This is a genomic window from Streptomyces sp. NPDC059452, assembly GCF_042750035.1.
Lineage (GTDB): Bacteria > Actinomycetota > Actinomycetes > Streptomycetales > Streptomycetaceae > Streptomyces.
The window spans coordinates 41946-62530 of sequence record NZ_JBHYVE010000010.1 but is presented as its reverse complement, the minus strand read 5'-3'; the positions used below and the strand labels follow the sequence as shown (position 1 = coordinate 62530).

The following is a 20585-nucleotide window of genomic DNA, read 5'->3' as shown; positions in this document are numbered from 1 at the left end:
CGTGATGGGCAGAACGATCTTCATCGACCCGGGGCGCTGCATCGGCTGCCAGGCCTGTGTCTCCGCCTGCCGCGAATGCGACTCGCACCGGGGCAAGTCGATGATCCATCTCGACTACACCGACGAGGGCCATTCCGTCGCCTCCCTTCCCACCGTCTGTATGCACTGCGAGGACCCGGTCGCCCCCTGTGCCGAGGTCTGTCCCGCCGACGCGATCCTGGTGACCGCCGACGGTGTGGTGCAGCAGGCCGACACCACCCGCTGCATCGGCTGCGCGAACTGCGTCAACGCCTGCCCTTTCGGCGTACCGAAGATCGACCTCGGCGCCAAGCTCCAGCTGAAGTGCAACCTCTGCTACGACCGCACCGCCTACGGCCTCGCCCCCATGTGCGCCACCGTCTGCCCGACCGGGGCGCTCTTCTACGGGACCGTCGAGGAGCTCCAGGCCGAGCGCCCCGGCGTCCAGGTCGCCGACACCTTCGTCTTCGGCGAGACCGAGGTCCGCACGGGCGTGGCCATGGTCGTTCCCGCCGAGAAGGTGCAGTGGCCGGTCCCCGGCGGTCTGCCCGTCGTCGAGATCAACGGGAAGGACGTCCGCCGATGAGCGTTACCGAACAGCAGCCGGGCGGCGACCACCCGGCCGGGGGAGACCCGCGCGAGGCGCTCCAGGACCGGATCGCCGCCGACTCCCTCACCACCCGGCGCGACTACCTCCGGATCGTCACCACCGTCTCCGGCGGCCTCGCCGTCGGCGGCATCGGCGTGGCCGCGGGCATCCTCCACCGCCACGGCGACGGTGAGGAGGGCAGGGCGCCCGAGGCCAAACGCATCGCCCAGCGGCTCCCGCCCGGCGAGTCCATCGCCTTCCGCTACCCGGGCGAGGAGGACCGGGCCGTCGCCGTCCGGCTCGACGACGGCACCCTCGTCGGCTACTCCGCCGTCTGCACCCACCTCGCCTGCGCCGTGCTCTGGCGCAAGGACCGGGGCAGGGAGGGCGAGCTGTACTGCCCCTGCCACGAGGGCGTCTTCGACGCCCGCTCCGGTGAGGTCACCGCCGGTCCGCCCCCGCGCGGACTGCCGAAGGTCGTGGTCATCGAGGAGGAGGACGGCAGCATCTGGGCCGTCGGGACCACCCGCTCCGGCGAGAGCGTCGAGGCGGGCCTCTGCCGTCAGCTCGGCGGCGAACGCCCCGACCTCGCCGCCCGTATCGGCTGCCCCGACATCGGCTCCGGCGCCGAAGCACCACCCCGGGGCGCGGGGACCGGACCCGCCCCCGGAGGCAGCGGTGCGACAGCCGCTCCGAGCCGTACGGGGGTATCCCCGGCCAACAGGACCGCCCCGAGCCGCACCGGGGCACCCCCCGCCTTCGATCTCCCCGTGACCCCCGCCCCCGGTCCCACCGACACCCCCGGCAGGCGGGCATGAGCGACGCCCCGCGCCCCGAGCAGCCGCTGCCGCCCCCGGGCAGCCACTACCCCACGTACCACCCGGGCAGCGCCGACCCCGCGCTGAACCGGCCCGTCCACGAGCGGTATCCCCAGATCCGCCCCACCAGCGGATACGGAGACCCGCGCGTCCGCCACACCGGGCCCGGCCCCGGCGCGGGCACCGACCAGGAGCCGGAGCGCTCCTCGAAGCTGACCGCCCGCCTCGCCCTGGCGATGACCGTGGTCGTCGGCCAGCTCTGGGGGCTGACGGTGCTGATCGACGAGTGGATGGAGGGCAACACCGGAACGGCCTGGTGGGGCGCCGGCTTCCTCTGCCTGTCGTTCCTCGTCGTGCTCGGCCTGTGGCTCATCGACCCGAAGGACCGCTGACGGCCACACGGCCCGGGGGCCGCCCGTGCCCCACCGTGCGAGCCGCCGGGCGTCCCACCGTGCGAGCCGCCCGGCCCGGCGGTGGCCCGTACCCCGTGGCCCGCCGCCGTACCCTGGAACCATGAGTGCCGCCCCCGCCCCCGGTCCGCGAGACGTGAAGCAGCAGCAGCCACAGGCACAGCCGCCCGAGGGACCGAAGCCCAAGCCGGTTCTGATCTTCGACGATCCGCTGGACCAGCAGTCCGCGGACGATACGGACCGGGGATGGGGCGAGCGGCCCTCCGGCGGCTCCGGGGCCGCCGACCTCGCGCGCTTCCTCGACGAGAAGCCGCCCCACCACATCTGAGCCGTCGGCCGCCCGGCTACCGCTCCTCGTCCCGGCCCGGCAGCGCCCCGCCGCCCTCGCCCGGCCCACCGGGGGAGCCCGTGTCGAACCCACCGGCCCCGGCCGCTCCACCACCGCGCTGTGCGACCAGGGCGTCGCGGATCTCCTTGAGCACCTCCAGCTCGCTCACCTCCAGCGTCTCCTGCACGCCGTCCTTGGCGGCCTGCATCGCCGCCCGCTTGGCCAGGTACTTGGCCATCGGCAGCACCATCAGGAAGTACACGACGGCGGCAGTGATCAGGAAGCTGAGGGTGGCGCTGAGCACCGAGCCCCACAGGATCTCGATCCCGTCCATCTCGCCGGTGGCCGGGTCCGTGGTGCAGGGGCCCTGGAGGCAGGAGCTGTAGTTGTCCAGGTCCTGCGTGCCGAACGCACCGACCAGCGGGTTGATGATGCCCTTGACGACGGCGTTCACGATGTTCGTGAACGCGGCGCCGATGACGACAGCCACCGCGAGGTCGATCACATTGCCGCGCGTGAGGAAGGCCTTGAAGCCCTCCAAGAGACTGACCTTCTTCTCGCTCACAGGTGAGCCTTCTTTCGCATGTGCGGTGACGGGAGCAGAGTGCTCCGCCACTCAAGGCGGGAGAAGGCGGCACTGTCCAATCCCGTAATGCGCACGGGTGACTTGAGAGAGCGTCAGTTCGCATCGGACACCGCCACGGCCAGTCGGCCCGAAGCGCCCGCGCCCAGCAGCGCCGTGGCGGTGGACCGCTCCACGGACAGCATCACCAGAGCGCCCTCCGGTGCCGGGTCCGCGCCGATCGTCCCCGTACCCCCGCTCCGCAGGCCGCCATCATCGGCGGCCGGGACCGGCACCTGGGCGACGCGCACCCCGCGCGCCACCAAACGGGCGTCGTCGCCCGGCCCGCCGACCGCGATCACATCGACGCGGTCCCCGGGACGCAGCAGCCGTACCGTCGCCGCGTCCGCGATCCGTACCGGCGCGGAGACGAGACGCGCGGCCGGCCGACCGGCCTCCGCCCCCGCGTCCGGTGCCCCCGCGTCTGGTGCCCCCGTGCCCGACGCGGCCGCGTCCGGGACGGCCGCATCCGAAGCCGCCGTGTCGCCCTCGGCGCTGCTCAGCCCCGTGGTCCCTGCACCCGTGGCCCCCACACCCGTAGTGCCCAGTCCCGTGGTGGCCAGCGCCGCACCCGCCAGCGCGAGCCCCGCGGCCAGGGCGCGCCGCTGCCTGCGCAGCATCCGCCGCAGCCGGTATGCCCCGCCGCCCCGCACCCGCAGCGGCGCGAACGGCCCCACCCCGTGCGGGGCGGGCGGCGGCGCCGGGGGCCGGGGAAGCGGCTTCACATGGTCGGCGGCGCGCGGCGGAGTGTCGGGGGTGTGACGCGCGGGGGCGTGGCACGCGGGGTGTGCGGAACGGCTGCCGGAGGGCCGGGGTGCGGGGAGGCCGGAGGGCGGGGGCGGAGAGGGAGGGAAGGGGGACGAGGACATGGCGCCACCTGACATCGGACGAGGGGAGCCCGGCCGGAGGTCCCGGCCGAACTCCCCTCACGATCCACCGTCCGTGCCGATCCCGCTGGGCCCTGTGGACAACCCCGGGATTGTGGACAACTTCGTCACCCGATCCGGTGGACCGCCCGCCGCCCGCCGCCCGCCGCCCGCCGCCCGCAGACCACTGGCCGAAGGTCACTGGCCGTCGGCCGTCCGACCGATCCAGTCGTGGACGCCCGCCGAGAGGCGCCCCTACCGCCGCGCGGCCTACGGCAGCGCGACCCCCGTGTCGATCCCGTCCAGCGCATGGGCACAGGTGCAGTTGCGGGTCTCCGTGGCGGGCAGCCCGCCCACCGCGTCGAACAGCACCGACCGGAGCCGGTCCACGTTGGCCGCGAACACCCGGAGCACCTCCTCGTGGGAGACGCCCTCACCGGCCTCGGCGCCCGCGTCCAGGTCGGTCACAAGGGTCAGCGTCGTGTAGCAGAGCCCCAGCTCCCGGGCGAGCACGGCTTCCGGGTGCCCGGTCATCCCGACCACGGACCAGCCCATCGCCGCATGCCAGCGGGATTCCGCCCGGGTGGAGAAGCGCGGCCCCTCGACCACCACCAGGGTGCCGCCGTCCACCGGTTCCCAGTCGCGTCCGCGCGCCGCGGCGAGCGCCGCCCGGCGGCCCTCGGGGCAGTACGGATCGGCGAAGCCCAGATGGACGACGTTGGGTACGGTCCCGTCGGCCCGGGTCTCACCGTCGTAATAGGTCTGTACGCGGTTCTTGGTGCGGTCCACCAGCTGGTCCGGGACGAGCAGGGTGCCCGGGCCGAACTCCGGGCGCAGCCCGCCGACCGCGCACGGGCCCAGCACCTGGCGGACCCCGACGGAGCGCAGGGCCCACAGGTTGGCCCGGTAGTTGATGCGGTGGGGCGGCAGATGGTGACCGCGGCCGTGGCGGGGGAGGAAGGCCACCCGGCGGCCGCCGATCTCGCCGAGGAAGACCGAGTCGCTGGGCTTCCCGTAAGGGGTGTCCACGGAGACCTCGGTGACGTCCTCCAGGAAGGAGTAGAAGCCCGAGCCGCCGATGACCCCGATCTCCGCCCCCGCCGCCGTACCCGCGATGTCTGTGCCGGAGCCCGTGTCCGTATGTGCGTTCACCATGCGGTCACCGTATCGGGGTGAGCGTGCGGCGTTGCGGGCGGGAAACGCGCGGACCCCGCCGAGCGGTTCGGCGGGGTCCGGTGAAGCGTGTGGGGCGTACGCGGGCTCAGGCGGCCGACGTACCGCTCGACGACGAGGCCGGCGCGGGGGCCGACGACGAGGAGGAAGCGGAGGACGAGGCCGACGACGAAGCGCTCGACTTCGCGTCCGAACCCGTCGACGAGGACGAACCGGAGTCGGACGACTTCGGGGTCGTCGAAGCCGGCGTGCTGCTCGACGAGGAGCCGCGGCTGTCGTTCCGGTAGAAACCGGAACCCTTGAAGACGATGCCGACCGCAGAGAACACCTTCTTCAGGCGTCCGTCGCAGCTCGGGCACACGGTCAGGGCATCATCGGTGAACTTCTGCACCGCCTCAAGGCCTTCGCCGCACTCGGTGCACTGGTACTGATAGGTCGGCACTTGCTCCTCCTGGCACTCTCACTCAATGAGTGCTAACGACGGTCCATACTGACGTATTCCGCGGCATCAGTCCACCGTGACCGGCTCGCGGTGACCGATCCCACGTGCGACGGTCCGGCCCGCGGACCTCGGCGCCAGCCGCGAGCGCAGGGCCAGCAGGGTCGCCAGCGCCAGTACGGTACCGGCCAGCGGGACCAGGAATCCGGTGCTCGCGCCACGGGCGTCGGCGAGCTGTCCCGCCACGGTCACGGCGGCGGCCTGGCCCAGTGCCACGGCGCCCGTCAGCCAGGTGAAGGCCTCGGTGCGGGCGGTGGCGGGCACCAGCGACTCGACCAGCGTGTAGCCGCTGATCAGGGCCGGGGCGATGCAGAGTCCGACCAGCAGGCCGAGTCCGGCCAGCAGCGGCACGGAGTGCACGGCCCAGAGGCCGGAGGCCATGAGGGTCAGGGCCACATAGCCGACGACGAGCCGGCGCTGCGGGCTGCTCTTCCAGGCGATGGCACCGCAGACGATGCCGGCCAGCATGTTGCCCGCGGCGAAGATCCCGTAGAGGAGGCCGTTCATGCCGGGGTGGCCGATCTCCTGGGTGAACGCCGTCAGCGAGACCTGCATGCCGCCGAAGACCGCGCCGATGCCCAGGAAGGCGACGATCAGCACCCGGACGCCCGGTACGGAGAGCGCCGAGGTGTGCGGCCGGTCCGCCGTTGCGGCGGGGCGGGGAGCGGGCTGGGTGGCGCGCTGCGCCGCGAAGAGCAGGCCGCCGATCAGGGTGAGCGCCGCTTCGGCGATCAGCCCGGCCGCCGGGTGCACGCCGGTGCAGAGCGCGGTCGCGATGACCGGTCCGAGGACGAAGGTGAACTCGTCCGTCACCGACTCGAAGGCGGCGGCCGTGGACATCAGCGGGGAGGCGGGCCGGTCGGGGGTGGCCCCCAGCATCGCCGCCCAGCGGGCCCGCACCATCGGGCCGATCTGCGGGACCGAGGCGCCGGTGGGCACGGCGGCGGCGAACAGCGCCCACAGGGGCGCGCCCGCCAGCGCCAGGGCCACCAGTGCGGCGCCGGAGGCGGTGTGCAGCAGGACGCCGGGCAGCAGGACGGCCCGCTGACCGAACCGGTCGGCGAGTTTGCCGCCCTGCGGGGCCACCAGCGCCATGGAGACACCGGCGACGGCCGCGACGGCGCCCGCGCTGCCGTAGGAGCCGGTGGTGTGCTGGACGAGCAGCACGATGCCGATGGTCAGCATCGCGAAGGGCTGCCGGGCGGCGAAGCCCGGAAGGAGGAAGGTCCACGCACCAGGGGTGCGGAGCAGTTGCCCGTAACCGGGGCGGTCGGTGACCGTGGTCGCCACGGTCCTTGCCTTTCTGCCGCCTGGTAGCGCTGCTTCCCGACGCCTTTGTGGGGCGGGCCGGACGGAAGCGGCCGAGAGCTGTCCTCTTCGCGCGGAACTGCGGTAGATGCCGGGCGACTCGCTGCCATCGGCGGAGAAACGCCGGGCGAAGAGACACCACGACCGCCATACGGTCGCGCCAGCTCTGCATCAGACAGAGTTGGTCGATCAGTGTGCCTTTATCGTACAGGCAGGAAACCCCGTGCACCTGTGAATGTGCACAGGGTCTCCTGGTCAGCCTGTGATCAGTCTCCTATTGACGACGCGTGTCCCCATGGGGCGCCGGGGCTTTCGCATGGGGCGCCGGGGTCTTCGAGAGTGCCTGCGGTCCGGGGTTGCCCGGCGTACCGGGGTTGCCCGGCGTACCGGAAGCCGCCGTCCCGCCGCCCGTGCCCAGCCAGCCGGCCAGCTTCCCGCCCTCGCCGACCGCCCGCAGCCGGGCCTCCGCCTTGTCGCGCACCGGATCGGTCGCCACCACCAGCAGCTCGTCGCCGCGCCGCAGGACCGTGGTGGGGGAGGGCACGAAGCTCTCCTCCTCGCGGACCACCAGCGTGACCGCGGCCCCGGCCGGGAGCCGCAGCTCGCCGACCTCGACGCCGTGCATCCGCGACTTCTCGGGGATGTCGACCGACAGGAGATGGCCGCGCAGCCGCTCCAGGGGTGCGGACTCGACGCCCAGGTCGTCGGCCTCGGCCTTGGCGTCGGCGATCTTCAGCTTGTCCGCGACCCAGGGCAGGGTGGGGCCCTGGATCAGCGTGTAGACGATGACGAGTACGAAGACGATGTTGAAGATCCTGGTGCTGCCCTCCACCCCGGAGACCATCGGAATGGTCGCCAGGATGATGGGCACGGCCCCGCGCAGCCCGGCCCATGACATCAGGACCTTCTCGCGCGCGGGCAGCCGGAACGGCGCCAGGCTCAGGAAGACCGACAGCGGCCGGGCCACCATGGTCAGCACCAGGCCCACCACGACGGCGGGCCAGAAGTCCTCGACCAGGTCGTGCGGGGTGACCAGCAGGCCGAGCAGCACGAACATCCCGATCTGGGCCAGCCAGCCGAGCCCGTCGGCGAAACCGCGGGTGGCGGGCCAGTGCGGCAGCTTGGAGTTGCCGAGGATCATCGCGGCCAGGTAGACCGCGAGGAAGCCGCTGCCGTGGGCCATGGCGCCCGCCGCGTACGCCATCACGGCGATGGCCATGACGGCGATCGGGTAGAGGCCGGAGGCGGGGAGGGCGACGTGCCGCAGCCCCAGGGAGCCCAGCCAGCCCACCGTGATGCCGATGGCGGCGCCGATGGCCAGCTCCAGGGCGATCTCGCCGATCAGGATGTACCAGTGCTCGACCGGGCCGACCGCGGAGAACGCGACGACGAGGATGACCACGGGGGCGTCGTTGAAGCCGGACTCGGCCTCCAGGACACCGGTGATCCGGGACGGCAGCGGCACTCGGCGCAGTACGGAGAAGACGGCCGCGGCATCGGTGGAGGAGACGACCGCGCCGATGATGAGGGCCTGACGCCACTCCAGACCGACCAGGTAGTGCGCGGCCGCCGCGGTGACGCCCACGCTGATGCCGACGCCGACGGTCGAGACCACCGCGGCCGCGGGCAGGACGGGCCGGACCTCTTTCCACTTCGCCCCGAGTCCGCCCTCGGCCAGGATGACGACCAGGGCGGCGTAGCCGATCACCTGCGTCAGCTCGGCGTTGTCGAACTTGACGTCGAAGATGCCGTCCTGCCCCAGGGCGATCCCGATGCCGAGATACAGGAGGAGGCTGGGGAGCCCGCTGCGCGAGGAGATCCGTACCGCCGCCACGGCGACGAGCAGGACGAGCGAGCACACGAGCAGGAGTTCGTTGAGCGCGTGGACAGTCAGGGTCCGTTCCTTCCCTGCGTGCGCCTGCCGGATCGTCCTCCGGCGGCCAGTACTTCGTTACCTTACCTAATCTTTAACGCTTTCTTGACGGCTTCCCGACGGCTTCCGCGTTCACTACAAGGCTTTCGCGTGTTCGTACGAGGGATACGCAAATGGATGCATCCCTATACCGCGTCCGAGTGGCTTACCGGCTGCGCCTATGGTTGCTCCTGCACTCCCAGGACCACCCTGCCCCTCGAAGGACAGCGATGCCCGCCAATACAACCGACGCTTCCGGCCCTTCCGACGCGAAGAAGCCCGGCAAGAAGAAGAAGGGGCGCCGCGTCCGCCTCCTTCTGCTCGTCCTGGTGCTGGCGCTCGTCGCGGGTGTCGGGTTCGGCGCCTACTGGTCCGTCTCCACGGTGCGGGCCTCGTACCCGCAGACCACCGGAACGATCACGCTCGACGGCCTCTCCGGCGATGTCGAGGTCAAGCGGGACTCGTACGGGATCCCGCAGATCTACGCGGACTCCGACGCCGACCTCTTCCGCGCCCAGGGCTTCGTCCAGGCCCAGGACCGCTTCTGGGAGATGGACGTCCGGCGCCATATGACGGCGGGCCGGCTCTCCGAGATGTTCGGCTCCGGCCAGGTGGAGACCGATGCCTTCCTGCGCACGCTCGGCTGGCGGAAGGTCGCTCAGGAGGAGTACGACACGGTCCTGGACGAGAGCACCAAGCGGAACCTCCAGGCGTACGCGGAGGGCGTCAACGCGTACCTGAAGGGCAAGGAAGGCCGGGACATCTCGGTCGAGTACGCGGCGCTGGGGCTGACCAACGACTACAAGCCCACCGAGTGGACCCCGGTCGACTCGGTGGCCTGGCTCAAGGCGATGGCCTGGGACCTGCGCGGCAACATGCAGGACGAGATCGACCGTTCGCTGCTGACCAGCCGCCTCGACAAGGGCCAGATCGAGGACCTGTACCCGGAGTACCCCTACAAGACGCACAAGCCGATCGTCGACCGGGGGGCGGTCTCCCCGGTCACCGGGAAGTTCGACCTGGACGCCACCCCGTCCGGCGACATCGGGGCCGCGACCCCGCAGGGCGCCACCGAGGGCCTGAACACCCAGCTCTCCGCGCTCTCCGACACCCTGGACGAGATCCCCGCCCTGCTCGGCCCGAACGGCAACGGCATCGGATCGAACTCCTGGGTCGTCGACGGCAAGCACACGACGACCGGCAAGGCGCTGCTCGCCAACGACCCGCACCTGGCGCCGATGCTGCCCTCCCTCTGGTACCAGATGGGCCTGCACTGCCGGGAGCTCTCCAAGACCTGCCAGTACGACACCGCGGGCTACACCTTCTCCGGGATGCCCGGTGTGGTCATCGGCCACAACCAGGACATCGCCTGGGGCCTCACCAACCTCGGCGCGGACGTCACCGACCTCTTCCTGGAGAAGGTCTCCGACGACGGCTACCTGTACGACAACAAGGTGAAGCCGTTCACCACCCGTGAGGAGACCATCAAGGTCGCGGGCGGCAGGGACCGGAAGATCACCGTCCGCGAGACGGAGAACGGCCCCCTGGTCTCCGACCGCAGCAAGGAACTGGACAAGGTCGGCCAGAAGGCGCCCGTCACCAACGCCGCTCCCGACCGTGCCGACGGCTACGCGGTGGCCCTGAAGTGGACCGCCCTGGAGCCGGGCAAGTCCATGGACGCGGTCTTCGCGATCAACCGGGCCAAGGACTTCACCACCTTCCGGGCGGCCGCCGAGAACTTCGAGGTCCCCTCGCAGAACCTCATCTACGCCGACACCGAGGGCAACATCGGCTACCAGGCGCCGGGGAAGATCCCGGTCCGCTCCAAGGGCTTCGACGGAACGGTGCCCGCACCGGGCTGGGACCCCCGGTACAAGTGGACGGGGTACATCCCCTTCGACGAGCTGCCCTACGAGTACAACCCCGAGCGCGGCTACATCGTCACCGCCAACCAGGCCGTGATCGACGAGAGCAAGTACCCCCACCTGCTCACCAAGGACTGGGGCTACGGCACCCGCAGCCAGCGGATCAACGACCTCATCGCCCAGAAGATCAAGGGCGGCGAGAAGGTCTCGACCGACGACATGCAGAAGATGCAGATGGACAACACCAGCGAGATCGCCGCGCTGCTGGTGCCCGAGCTGCTGAAGATCAACATCTCCGACCCGAGCGTGCGCGAGGCCCAGAAGCTGCTGGAGGGCTGGGACTACACCCAGGAGCCCGACTCGGCCGCCGCCGCGTACTTCAACGGTGTCTGGCGCAACATCCTCAAGCTCGCCTTCGGCAACAAGCTCCCCAAGGAGCTGCGGGTCAAGGGCGACTGCATCAACGTGCCGCCGGCCAAGAACAGCGGCCCGGTGGACGCGCAGCGCAAGCTCGTGCGCGAGTGCGGCCAGCGCGCCGGTGACTCCGCGCAGCCGGACGGCGGGGACCGTTGGTTCCAGGTGGTCCGCGACATCGTGAAGGACCAGGACAACGAGTGGTGGAAGGCGCCCGCCCGGGGCCGCGAGGAGGCCCTGGAGAGCCGGGACGACCTCTTCGCCCAGGCGATGGAGGACGCGCGCTGGGAGCTGACCGCCAAGCTCGGCAAGGACATCTCCACCTGGAGCTGGGGCCGGCTGCACCGGCTGATGCTGAAGAACCAGACCCTCGGTACCGAAGGGCCCGATCTGCTTCAGCGGGCGCTCAACCGCGGCCCCTGGAACCTCGGCGGCGGCGAGGCGGCGGTCAACGCCACCGGCTGGAACGCGGCGAGCGGCTACGAGGTCATCTGGGTGCCGTCGATGCGGATGGTCGTCAACGTGGGGGAGTGGGACAAGTCCCGCTGGATCAACCTCTCCGGTGCCTCCGGGCACGCGTTCAACGCGCACTACACCGACCAGACCGACAAGTGGGCCAAGGGCGAACTGCTCGACTGGTCCTTCGGTGCGGACGCGGTCGGCGAGTCCACCGTCGACACGCTGACGCTGAAGCCCCGCCAGCCCTGAGCCGACGGCGGACGCCGACCGGCCGTCAGCAAGAGAAGTGCCGGGCTTCCCGGCTGTCACGAAGGGAAGCGCCGGGCCTTCCGGCCGTCAGCTGGTGAAGCACCGCTCCGACCGGCTGGTCAGGCCGGGAAGCGCCGCGCTCCGGCCGGGGTGACCACGGCATCCACGGGGTGGTCGTGCGGTTCCACAGGGACCCGCGCGACCACCTCGTTCTCGTACAGGAGCACGATCAGCGCCGGGTCCGCCCCGGCCGCCGCGAGCCGGGCCAGCACCCGGTCGTAGCTGCCGCCGCCCCGCCCCAGCCGCATCCCCGCACCGTCCACGGCCAGTCCGGGCAGCAGGACCGCGTCGGCCGCCACGACGGCGTCGGGGCCGAGCCGGGGCCCGTCCGGCTCAAGGAGCCCGCGCCCGGCCGGCAGAAGGTGCTCCGCGCCCCCGTACGCCGCCCAGTCCAGGTCGTTGTCGGCCAGGAGCACCGGCAGCAGCACCTGGACGCCCCGCTCGCGCAGCGCGTCCAGCAGGGCCCGGGTGCCCGGTTCGCGCCCCACGGATACGTACGCGGCCACCGTCCGGGCGTCCGCCAGTTCGGGCAGAAGCAGGGCGGTGGCGGCGAGAACCGCGGCGGCCCCGGTGACGTCCTCCTTGGTCAGGAGGGCCCGTGCGGCGAGCAGTTCGCTCCGTAGAGAGGCTTTTGCGGGCACCTTCACAGACCTGTTTCCGGACTTGTCGGTGTTCAAGAGAGCCTCACCTGTTCTCGTATGGACATATTTAAGGGCAAAATTAACCGGAACCTCGCCTTCCGTCTGTGTGCACCCGTTAAGGTTCTGCGCATGACTCAGTCGCCCTCCAGGATCAGCAAGGCCGTCATCCCGGCAGCAGGTCTCGGAACACGTTTCCTGCCCGCCACGAAGGCCACTCCCAAAGAGATGCTGCCTGTCGTCGACAAGCCGGCCATCCAGTACGTCGTCGAGGAGGCCGTGGCCGCGGGCCTCTCCGACGTACTGATGATCACCGGCCGGAACAAGCGCCCCCTGGAGGACCACTTCGACCGCAACTACGAACTGGAGTCCGCGCTCACCCGTAAGGGAGACGCCGAACGCCTGGCCAGGGTCCAGGAGTCCAGCGACCTCGCCACCATGCACTACGTCCGCCAGGGCGACCCGCGCGGCCTCGGCCACGCGGTGCTGTGCGCGGCCCCGCACGTGGGCGACCAGCCCTTCGCGGTACTGCTCGGCGACGACCTGATCGACCCCCGCGACGCCCTGCTGGCCCGGATGGTGGAGGTCCAGGAGCGCGAGGGCGGCAGCGTCGTCGCGCTGATGGAGGTCGACCCGGCACAGGTCCACCTCTACGGCTGCGCGGCCGCGGACGCCACCGTGGACAGCGACGTCGTCCGGGTCACCGGCCTGGTGGAGAAGCCGGATCCGGCGGACGCGCCCAGCAACCTCGCCGTCATCGGCCGGTACGTCCTGGACCCCGCCGTCTTCGACATACTGCGGCACACCGAGCCGGGCCGGGGCGGCGAGATCCAGCTCACCGACGCCCTCCAGCTGCTCGCCGAGGACGAGAAGATCGGCGGCCCCGTGCACGGCGTCGTCTTCAAGGGCCGTCGCTACGACACCGGTGACCGGAGCGACTATCTGCGTGCCATTGTCAGACTGGCGTGCGAACGTGAAGACCTGGGACCGGACTTCCGGACCTGGCTCCGCAAGTACGTCACCGAGGAGATGTAACCCCTTGAGCAGCACGATCTGGTCGGTGGACGAGCACCTGGACGACATCCTCGCCACGGTGGGGCCGCTCGAACCCATCGAGCTGCAACTGCCCGACGCGCAGGGCTGCGTCCTGGTGAAGGACGTCGTCGTGGAGGTGGCCCTGCCGCCCTTCGACAACAGCTCGATGGACGGCTACGCGGTGCGGGTCGCCGATGTCGAGGGGGCGAGCGAGGAGTTCCCCGCCGTCCTCACGGTCATCGGCGACGTCGCCGCGGGCAGCGCCGGGCTCGCCGACGACCAGGTCGTGGGGCCGGGACAGGCCGCCCGCATCATGACGGGCGCCCCGCTGCCCGCGGGTGCGGAGGCCGTGATCCCGGTCGAGTGGACGGACGGCGGTACGGGCGAGGGCCCGGCCGCCGCCATGCGCGCCCACTCCGACGCACCGGAGGGCGCCACCGGAGAGGTCCGCGTCCACCGGCCCGTCGAGGCGGGCGCCCATGTCCGCGAGCGCGGCAGCGACGTCAGGCCGGGCGACCTGGCCCTGCGCGCGGGGTCGATCGTCGGCCCGCCGCAGATCGGCCTCCTGGCCGCGATCGGCTGCTCGACCGTGGTCGTACGGCCCCGCCCGCGCGTCGTCGTCCTCTCCACCGGCAGCGAACTGGTCCAGCCCGGCGAGGAGCTGACCAGCGGCCAGATCTACGACTCCAACAGCTACGCGCTCACGGCCGCCGCCCGGGACGCCGGAGCCATCGCCTACCGGGTCGGCGCGGTGACCGACGACGCCGAGACGCTGCGCGCCACCATCGAGGACCAGCTGATCCGCGCGGACATCATCGTCACCACGGGCGGCGTCAGCGTCGGCGCGTACGACGTGGTGAAGGAGGCGCTCTCCTCCGCCGGGGACGAGGACGAGCCGGGCAGCGGCATCGACTTCCGTACGCTCGCGATGCAGCCGGGCAAACCGCAGGGCTTCGGCTCGATCGGCCCGGACCACACCCCGCTGCTCGCCCTGCCGGGCAATCCGGTCTCCAGCTATGTCTCCTTCGAGCTCTTCGTCCGCCCCGCCATCCGCGCCCTGATGGGCCTGACGGACGACCTCCACCGCCCCACGGTCCGGGCCGTGCTGAATGTCGACAAGGCCCTCACCTCGCCCGCCGGCCGCCGTCAGTTCCTGCGCGGTACGTACGACGAGGAGGCGGGCACGGTCACTCCCGTCGGCGGCTCCGGCTCCCACCTGATCGCCGCGCTCGCCCAGGCGGACGCGCTGATCGTGCTGCCCGAGGACACCACCTCCGCCGAGCCCGGCACGGAGACGGACGTGATCCTGCTCCGCTGACCGCCGCCCGGGGGCGGTACGGTATCTGCCGCCGTGCCTTCCGGGGGACCCCCTCCGGACCCCGGGCCGATCGGCGCCCCTACCGCTAGGCGGAGTGAGTTGAGTACGCAGAACAGGCTGACGCACATCGACGAGGCGGGTGCGGCCCGCATGGTCGACGTGTCGGAGAAGGACGTCACCACGCGCGTCGCCCGCGCCAGCGGCCGGGTCCTCGTCTCGCCGCGCGTCATCGAGCTGCTCCGGGGCGAGGGGGTCCCCAAGGGCGACGCCCTCGCCACCGCGAGAATCGCCGGGATCATGGGGGCCAAGCGCACCCCGGACCTGATCCCGCTCTGCCATCCGCTGGCCGTCTCCGGGGTGAAGGTCGACCTGAGCGTGGCGGACGACGCGGTGGAGATCACGGCCACCGTGAAGACGACGGACCGCACGGGCGTGGAGATGGAGGCCCTGACGGCGGTCTCGGTGGCGGCCCTGACGGTCATCGACATGGTCAAGGCCGTCGACAAGAGCGCGGTCATCACCGACGTACGGGTCGAGGCGAAGTCGGGCGGCAAGTCCGGCGACTACCGGCGCCCCGCACCGGAGGGACGGGACGCGTGACACGGCCCGAGCCCACCGGAACCGCGGGCCACGAAGAGCCCGCGCAGACGCCCGGCGACCACCGGTCCGCGCAGGCGCCGGACCGGGAGCAGCCCGCGCAGGCGCCCGGCCACCACCAGCCCGAGCCTGCCGGAACCGGGCCTGCCGGAACCGGGCCCGCCGGAGCCGGGCCGTCCGCCCCGTACCGCGCGCTCGTCGTCACCGCCTCCAACCGGGCCTCCGCCGGGGTGTACGCGGACAAGGGCGGCCCCCTGATCGCCGAAGCGCTCACCGCCCTCGGCTTCACGGTCGACGGCCCGCAGGTCGTCCCCGACGGCGACCCGGTCGAGGCGGCCCTGCGCGCCGGAGTGGCCGCCGGGTACGACGTGATCGTCACCACCGGGGGTACGGGCATCTCGCCCACCGACGCCACCCCCGAGGCGACCCGCCGCGTCCTGGACCACGAGATCCCCGGCATCCCCGAGGCGATCCGGGCCGAGGGGCTCGCCAAGGTCCCCACCGCCGCGCTCTCCCGGGGCCTCGCGGGCGTCGCCTCCCGCACCCTGATCGTCAACCTGCCCGGCTCCACCGGCGGAGTGCGCGACGGCCTCGCGGTCCTCGCCCGGCTCCTGGTGCACGCCGTCGACCAGCTCCGCGGCGGCGACCACCCCCGACCGGGGAGCCCGAGCTGAACATCGCGACCTGGCCGGTGACGCTGACCGACGGCGAGATCGTCCTGCGCCCGATAAAGATGCGCGACCAGCGGGTATGGCGTGAGGTCAACCGGCGCAACCGCGACTGGCTGCGCCCCTGGGAGGCCACCGTTCCGCCGCCCGCGCCCGGCGGCCCGGTCGCGCAGCGGCCCACGTACCGGCAGATGGTCCGCCATCTGCGCGCCGAGGCACACGCCGGGCGGATGCTGCCGTTCGCCATCGAGTACGAGGGACGGCTCGTCGGCCAGCTCACCGTCGCGGGGATCACCTGGGGCTCGATGTGCTCCGGTCACATCGGCTACTGGGTCGACCAGGGCGTCGCCGGGCGCGGAGTGATGCCGACGGCCGTGGCGCTCGCGGTCGACCACTGCTTCCGCTCGGTGGGGCTGCACCGCATCGAGGTCTGTATCCGCCCGGAGAACGCGCCGAGCCGCCGGGTGGTGGAGAAGCTCGGGTTCCGCTCCGAGGGCGTGCGCCCGCGCTATCTCCACATCGACGGGGCCTGGCGCGACCATCTGATCTTCGCGCTGACGGCCGAGGAGGTGCCCGAGGGGATGCTCCGGCGCTGGCGCCGTACGAGACCCGTGACGCCACGGAGCCCGGGAGAGCCCGGCGGATCGGCTCTGTCCGACTGAATAAAATATATGTTCGAATTTGATCGACGGATGGCTGTAATAGGTCGCACTATCGGTGACTGTTGATCCGATCAATCACAAAAAAAGTCCGTGATATCAGCCGGATCGTGCGACACACCGGGCCAATTGGCGGATGCCTCCGCGTAAACCCCTCTACGGTGTGAGCGTGAGCAGCAGCGGCCTCATCTACGCAGTCATCGTCGGGGCCTGGGCCGCCTACTTGGTGCCGATGTGGCTCCGCAGGCAGGACGAGCTCAACGAAGCCCGTCCGACGGAACGCTTCAGCACCGCCATCCGGCTGCTGTCCGGACGGGCGGCGATGGAGCGCCGGTACGCCAGGGAGCTGCGGGAGCGCACCGCTGAGGAGGCGGGGCCCGACGTCGACCCGGACGCCGAAACGGACCGTATGGATTCCGTGGACGTCCGGGCCTTCGCCGCGCCTCCGGCGCATACCGAAGCCAGGGTGCACGACCCGGCGCACGCTCCCGAGCGCGCCGCCCCGGGCCACCAGGCCTCCGACCGCCAGGCGCACGACCGCCGACCGGGCCACCAGCCCCCGGACCGGACCGGTCACCAGCCGTCGGACCGTCAGGCCCACCAGCTATCGGACCGTCAGGCCCACCAGCCGTCGGACCGCCCGGCGCACGAACGGCGCCCCGGTGAGCGCCCCGTGGCAGCCGACGGCCCACCGGCCCAGCGCCGCCCGCGCGTCGGCGCCGCCGATGCCGAGCGGGCCCGGCGCGCCCAGCGTTCCCAGGTTCTGGCCCGGCGCAGGCGGACGACGGTCGTCCTCTTCCTGGCCTTCACCCTCGGCGCGATCGTGGCGGCGGTCGGCGGGCTCGGCTTCCTTTGGGCACCGGCCGTTCCGGCCGTGCTGCTGAGCACGTACATCGTGCATCTGCGCGCCCAGGAACGCCGCCGGTTCGCGTTCACCATGGACCGCAGGCGGGCCGAGGTCGCGGCGCAGCGGCTGCGCGAGAACCGCCCCCGCAGGCACCAGCCCGCCACCTCCGCCCCCGCCGAGCCGGACGACGACCCCGAGGCCCACCACCCGGAGCCGGAACCCACCCCCACGGTCTCCCCGCAGGAGGCCGGCCGCCGCGCCCTCGTCGAGCAGACGGACCACGCGGAGTGGGTGGACCAGCAGCGCGAACGTGGCCGGGTCCAGGGCGACAGCTGGGAGCCCGTCCCCGTACCGCTGCCCACCTATGTCACCGCCCCCGTCGCCCCCCGGGCCACCGGCGGCGTCGAGGTCGGCGACCCGGAAACCTGGAGCGCCGCCCGCTCCAGCACCGCCGAGCCCACCCAGACCGGCACGTCGCACCCGACCACCCCCACGGTCGACCCTGCACCGCGCCAGCGCACCAACCAGTCCCGCCGCACCCGCGACCGGGGCCGGACCCCCCTCTTCGACCAGTACGACGACGAGGACCGGCCCCGCGCGGCCAACGAGTGACGCCCCGGAACCCGACACCGCTGACCAGCGGAGGAACGGATTTCCAAGCACCCCGGTGAGGGTGCTAGAGTTTCACTCGTTGCAAGGGCCTGTGGCGCAGTCTGGTAGCGCACCTCGTTCGCATCGAGGGGGTCTGGGGTTCAAATCCCCACAGGTCCACAACAACGCGACTGTTCCTGAGTCACCTCGGGGAGAGTTCCCAAGATCCCGTCCGATCTGATTGATCGGGCGGGATCTTTGCGTTCACCGAGAAGGAAAACACCGTGCCCCACCGCATCCCCCCAGCCCCGTTCGACGTGGAATCGCTGATCCCGGAACTCGCGGGCCTCGGACGGGAATCGACGCTGCTGTATCCGCGAAGGGGCGAACCCGGCGTGCGGGACAGTTCCATCGGCGGGCCCCTGCTGTGGCCGGCCGATGAGCCGTGGCCGCTGTGTGCCGAGCCGGGGCACTGGGAGCCGCTGAGGACTCCCACCGAGGTCGTGGGGCCTGAGCCGGTGGCGATGGTGCCGGTCGTGCAGCTCTACGCACGGGATGTGCCCGAGCTGCCGTTCCCGGCGGGCATGGACGTGCTGCAGGTCGTGTGGTGCCCCCTGATCCACGATGACGAGGCCGGGACCGCGCGGCCCGAGGTGTACTGGCGCAGCGAGCGGACAGCCGGGGCGGGGCAGGTGGTGTCGGATCCGCCGCTGCCGTACGCGTACGACGAGGATTTCGTGCCCCGATCCTGCACGGTGACGCCGACGCGAGTGGTGGAGTACCCGAACGGGGATCTGCCGACAGGTCTGGCCCAGAGCCTGGGCCAACGGTTCGATGAGGTGGAGGAGGCGTTCGGCTTCTCGTACTACGAGATGGCCGTCACCGTCCAGAGCAAGGTCGGGGGATACCCGGGCTGGCTCCAGCAGCCCGACTGGCCGGACTGCCGCTGCGGCCGGCGCATGGACCACCTCCTCAGCATCACCGCCTCGGAACCGGCCGAAGGGCGCTGGTTCCCGCTCGGCGAACAGGGGCCGGAGAGCTCAGACCCCGGCAGTCGGACCGGGACGGACCACGTGGTCGCCGACGGCATCGGTCACGGGGGCATCGACCACGGGGGCATCGGTCACGGGATGGACATGGGCGATCTCGGTGGCGTGTACCTCTTCGTCTGCCCCGAGTGCCCGGACATGCCGTACGCGCACCGCTACGACTGCTGAGTCAGGCGGTCGCCTCCGGCCCGGAAACGGTCAGTGGGCGGAGGAGGGGGAGCGGTCTTCAGCGCAACAGCCGCCGGGGCGTTCCCCGGGACCGGACATCCTTGCCTTCCCGGAACTCTGGTGTCACCATTGGTTCGTAATTACGGTCGGCGGGATGCTGGAGGTCGTGATGGGCACGGGCATGAGACGAGCGGGCGGAGCCCTGGCGCTCGGGGCGGCGGTCGCCGGGCTGGGGGCCGGGGCCGGATGGGTGTGGCGGCACCAGACCGACCTGGCGTTCTCCCGGCCACTGAACGAGTGGGCGTTCACGCACATGTCGGCGGTGCTGCCGACGGAGCCGGTGGCGCGGGCTTCGGCGCCCAGGCCGCTGCCGTACGAGCCGGGGCTGCGCGGATTCACGTACGAGCACGACGGTGAGCGGCGCACCCTCGCTCAGCTGCACGCGCGGACCCATACGACGGGCTTCGCCGTGCTGCACCGCGGGGTGCTGGTGTGCGAGGAGTACCCGGGGCGGTTCGCCTCGCCGCAGGCCAGGTTCCAGTTGTTCTCCCTGACCAAGTCGGTCACGTCGATGCTCGTCGGGATCGCCCTGGAGGAAGGGGCCCTCGGGTCGCTGGACGACAAGGTGGTCACCCATCTCCCGTACCTGGCGGGCGGTGCGTACGACGGGCCGACCGTCGAGGATCTGCTGCACATGAGCAGCGGTGCGCGGTTCGTGGAGGACTACGCGGACCCCGCGTCGTCGTTCGCGGACTTCGAGCGGGCGGTGTCGGGCGGCGGTTCCCTGCTGGAGCTGGTGCGCTCGCTGCCGCGCGGGGCGGAGCCGGGCGGCACGTTCAACTACTCGACCGTGGACTCCCAGGTTCTCGGCTGGGTCCTGGAGGCCGCGACGGGCATGGCGCTCTCGCAGTACGCGCACAGCCGCCTGTGGAGCCGGATCGGAGCGGAGCGGGACGCGTACTACTTCCTCACCCGCAGTCGGCCGCGTACCGCGCTCGGCGGCGGTTCGCTGAACGCGGCGGTACGGGACATGGCGCGGATCGGGCTGGTGATGGCGCGCGGCGGTGAGCTCGACGGGCGGCAGATCGTGCCCGCCCAGTGGGTCGAGCGGAGCCGTGGCGCGGGCCTTGCGCACCTGGATGTGGGAGCGCTCGGCCCGGACTACCCACGGCATTACGGGTATGCGAACCAGTGGTGGACGCTGGGCGGCGAGCGCCGTTCGTTCACCGGGATCGGGATACACGGGCAGTACCTCTGGGTGGATCCCGAGGCGGACGTGGTGGTGGTCAAGACGAGCGCCTGGAACACGGCGGAGGACGAGGGCCGGGACGCCGAGACGGTGGCCGCGCTGACGGCCATCGTCGCGCGCCTGGAGACGGACGGCTGAGGCCCGGCTTTCCGAACCCCGAGGGGGGGGAACGGCGG

General features: G+C 71.8%; 20 protein-coding genes and 1 tRNA gene. 14 read left to right on the top strand and 7 right to left on the bottom strand.

Features of this window, described 5'->3' with window-relative positions:
• Position 1 precedes the first annotated feature (1 nt).
• The 4 genes from ACFW9Z_RS15755 (at position 2) to ACFW9Z_RS15740 (ending at position 2163) form a co-directional block, all read left to right on the top strand.
• On the top strand, positions 2 to 604 hold the full coding sequence (locus ACFW9Z_RS15755; protein ID WP_015609150.1) for a 4Fe-4S dicluster domain-containing protein: 603 nt from the start codon (positions 2 to 4) through the stop codon (positions 602 to 604).
• Entirely contained in the window at positions 601 to 1425 is an 825-nt protein-coding gene (locus tag ACFW9Z_RS15750; protein WP_384640175.1) for a Rieske (2Fe-2S) protein, read from the top strand. Before ACFW9Z_RS15755 ends, ACFW9Z_RS15750 begins: the two co-directional genes overlap by 4 nt.
• Positions 1422 to 1817 carry a hypothetical protein gene (locus ACFW9Z_RS15745; RefSeq protein WP_384640173.1) on the top strand — a complete coding sequence of 132 codons (396 nt, stop codon included), beginning with the start codon at positions 1422 to 1424 and terminating at the stop codon, positions 1815 to 1817. Before ACFW9Z_RS15750 ends, ACFW9Z_RS15745 begins: the two co-directional genes overlap by 4 nt.
• Before the next feature lie 121 nt (positions 1818 to 1938).
• A complete protein-coding gene (locus ACFW9Z_RS15740) occupies positions 1939 to 2163 on the top strand; it encodes a hypothetical protein (RefSeq protein ID WP_384640170.1) in 225 nt (74 codons plus the stop codon).
• 16 nt (positions 2164 to 2179) lie between these two features.
• Here ACFW9Z_RS15740 and ACFW9Z_RS15735 read toward each other — a convergent pair whose 3' ends face one another.
• From ACFW9Z_RS15735 to ACFW9Z_RS15710, 6 genes are all read right to left on the bottom strand, one after another.
• Positions 2180 to 2728, bottom strand: a complete 549-nt coding sequence (locus tag ACFW9Z_RS15735) for an MscL family protein (protein ID WP_384640168.1) — start codon at positions 2726 to 2728, stop codon at positions 2180 to 2182.
• Between the two features lie 113 nt (positions 2729 to 2841).
• The gene (locus ACFW9Z_RS15730; RefSeq protein WP_384640166.1) at positions 2842 to 3654 is read right to left on the bottom strand and encodes a hypothetical protein; all 813 of its coding nucleotides are present in this window, start codon (positions 3652 to 3654) and stop codon (positions 2842 to 2844) included.
• 267 nt (positions 3655 to 3921) lie between these two features.
• Complete coding sequence (locus tag ACFW9Z_RS15725) at positions 3922 to 4806, bottom strand: S-methyl-5'-thioadenosine phosphorylase (RefSeq protein ID WP_384640163.1); 885 nt, start codon at positions 4804 to 4806, stop codon at positions 3922 to 3924.
• A 106-nt stretch (positions 4807 to 4912) separates the two neighbouring features.
• A complete protein-coding gene (locus tag ACFW9Z_RS15720; protein WP_384640160.1) occupies positions 4913 to 5266 on the bottom strand; it encodes an FmdB family zinc ribbon protein in 354 nt (117 codons plus the stop codon).
• Between the two features lie 66 nt (positions 5267 to 5332).
• Positions 5333 to 6613: an MFS transporter gene (locus ACFW9Z_RS15715; RefSeq protein ID WP_384640158.1), complete on the bottom strand. Its 1281-nt coding sequence runs from the start codon at positions 6611 to 6613 to the stop codon at positions 5333 to 5335.
• Positions 6614 to 6905: 292 nt separating this feature from the next.
• Complete coding sequence (locus tag ACFW9Z_RS15710; RefSeq protein WP_384640544.1) at positions 6906 to 8465, bottom strand: potassium/proton antiporter; 1560 nt, start codon at positions 8463 to 8465, stop codon at positions 6906 to 6908.
• A 308-nt stretch (positions 8466 to 8773) separates the two neighbouring features.
• On the opposite strand from ACFW9Z_RS15710, the gene ACFW9Z_RS15705 reads away from it, so the two are divergent.
• Entirely contained in the window at positions 8774 to 11530 is a 2757-nt protein-coding gene (locus tag ACFW9Z_RS15705; RefSeq protein WP_384640156.1) for a penicillin acylase family protein, read from the top strand.
• Between the two features lie 119 nt (positions 11531 to 11649).
• On the opposite strand, the gene ACFW9Z_RS15700 is transcribed toward ACFW9Z_RS15705, so the two are convergent.
• Positions 11650 to 12267: a 5-formyltetrahydrofolate cyclo-ligase gene (locus tag ACFW9Z_RS15700; protein ID WP_384640154.1), complete on the bottom strand. Its 618-nt coding sequence runs from the start codon at positions 12265 to 12267 to the stop codon at positions 11650 to 11652.
• Positions 12268 to 12360: 93 nt separating this feature from the next.
• Here ACFW9Z_RS15700 and galU point away from each other — a divergent pair, with 93 nt between their 5' ends.
• The 9 genes from galU (at position 12361) to ACFW9Z_RS15655 (ending at position 20547) form a co-directional block, all read left to right on the top strand.
• Positions 12361 to 13263, top strand: a complete 903-nt coding sequence (gene galU / locus ACFW9Z_RS15695; protein ID WP_384640152.1) for a UTP--glucose-1-phosphate uridylyltransferase GalU — start codon at positions 12361 to 12363, stop codon at positions 13261 to 13263.
• A 4-nt stretch (positions 13264 to 13267) separates the two neighbouring features.
• Positions 13268 to 14581, top strand: coding sequence for a gephyrin-like molybdotransferase Glp (gene glp, locus ACFW9Z_RS15690; RefSeq protein ID WP_384640149.1), 1314 nt, complete (start codon positions 13268 to 13270; stop codon positions 14579 to 14581).
• Between the two features lie 99 nt (positions 14582 to 14680).
• The gene (gene moaC, locus ACFW9Z_RS15685; protein WP_384640147.1) at positions 14681 to 15181 is read left to right on the top strand and encodes a cyclic pyranopterin monophosphate synthase MoaC; all 501 of its coding nucleotides are present in this window, start codon (positions 14681 to 14683) and stop codon (positions 15179 to 15181) included.
• Between the two features lie 227 nt (positions 15182 to 15408).
• The gene (locus tag ACFW9Z_RS15680; RefSeq protein WP_384640541.1) at positions 15409 to 15852 is read left to right on the top strand and encodes a molybdenum cofactor biosynthesis protein B; all 444 of its coding nucleotides are present in this window, start codon (positions 15409 to 15411) and stop codon (positions 15850 to 15852) included.
• A 17-nt stretch (positions 15853 to 15869) separates the two neighbouring features.
• Positions 15870 to 16508, top strand: coding sequence for a GNAT family N-acetyltransferase (locus tag ACFW9Z_RS15675; protein WP_384640145.1), 639 nt, complete (start codon positions 15870 to 15872; stop codon positions 16506 to 16508).
• Between the two features lie 133 nt (positions 16509 to 16641).
• Positions 16642 to 17964 carry a gephyrin-like molybdotransferase receptor GlpR gene (gene glpR / locus ACFW9Z_RS15670; RefSeq protein ID WP_384640142.1) on the top strand — a complete coding sequence of 441 codons (1323 nt, stop codon included), beginning with the start codon at positions 16642 to 16644 and terminating at the stop codon, positions 17962 to 17964.
• A gap of 85 nt (positions 17965 to 18049) precedes the next feature.
• Positions 18050 to 18123, top strand: a tRNA-Ala gene (locus ACFW9Z_RS15665).
• A 104-nt stretch (positions 18124 to 18227) separates the two neighbouring features.
• Positions 18228 to 19160: a hypothetical protein gene (locus tag ACFW9Z_RS15660; protein ID WP_384640139.1), complete on the top strand. Its 933-nt coding sequence runs from the start codon at positions 18228 to 18230 to the stop codon at positions 19158 to 19160.
• Positions 19161 to 19314: 154 nt separating this feature from the next.
• Entirely contained in the window at positions 19315 to 20547 is a 1233-nt protein-coding gene (locus ACFW9Z_RS15655; protein ID WP_384640136.1) for a serine hydrolase domain-containing protein, read from the top strand.
• The last annotated feature ends 38 nt before the right edge of the window (positions 20548 to 20585 follow it).

Coding starts and splice junctions, on each gene's coding strand:
- glpR (WP_384640142.1), top strand. CDS start 16,642: ATGCCTCCGCGTAAACCCCTCTACGGTGTGAGCGTGAGCAGCAGCGGC.
- ACFW9Z_RS15705 (WP_384640156.1), top strand. CDS start 8,774: ATGCCCGCCAATACAACCGACGCTTCCGGCCCTTCCGACGCGAAGAAG.
- ACFW9Z_RS15725 (WP_384640163.1), bottom strand. CDS start 4,806: ATGGTGAACGCACATACGGACACGGGCTCCGGCACAGACATCGCGGGT.
- ACFW9Z_RS15740 (WP_384640170.1), top strand. CDS start 1,939: ATGAGTGCCGCCCCCGCCCCCGGTCCGCGAGACGTGAAGCAGCAGCAG.
- ACFW9Z_RS15745 (WP_384640173.1), top strand. CDS start 1,422: ATGAGCGACGCCCCGCGCCCCGAGCAGCCGCTGCCGCCCCCGGGCAGC.
- galU (WP_384640152.1), top strand. CDS start 12,361: ATGACTCAGTCGCCCTCCAGGATCAGCAAGGCCGTCATCCCGGCAGCA.
- ACFW9Z_RS15730 (WP_384640166.1), bottom strand. CDS start 3,654: ATGTCCTCGTCCCCCTTCCCTCCCTCTCCGCCCCCGCCCTCCGGCCTC.
- ACFW9Z_RS15750 (WP_384640175.1), top strand. CDS start 601: ATGAGCGTTACCGAACAGCAGCCGGGCGGCGACCACCCGGCCGGGGGA.
- ACFW9Z_RS15655 (WP_384640136.1), top strand. CDS start 19,315: ATGCTGGAGGTCGTGATGGGCACGGGCATGAGACGAGCGGGCGGAGCC.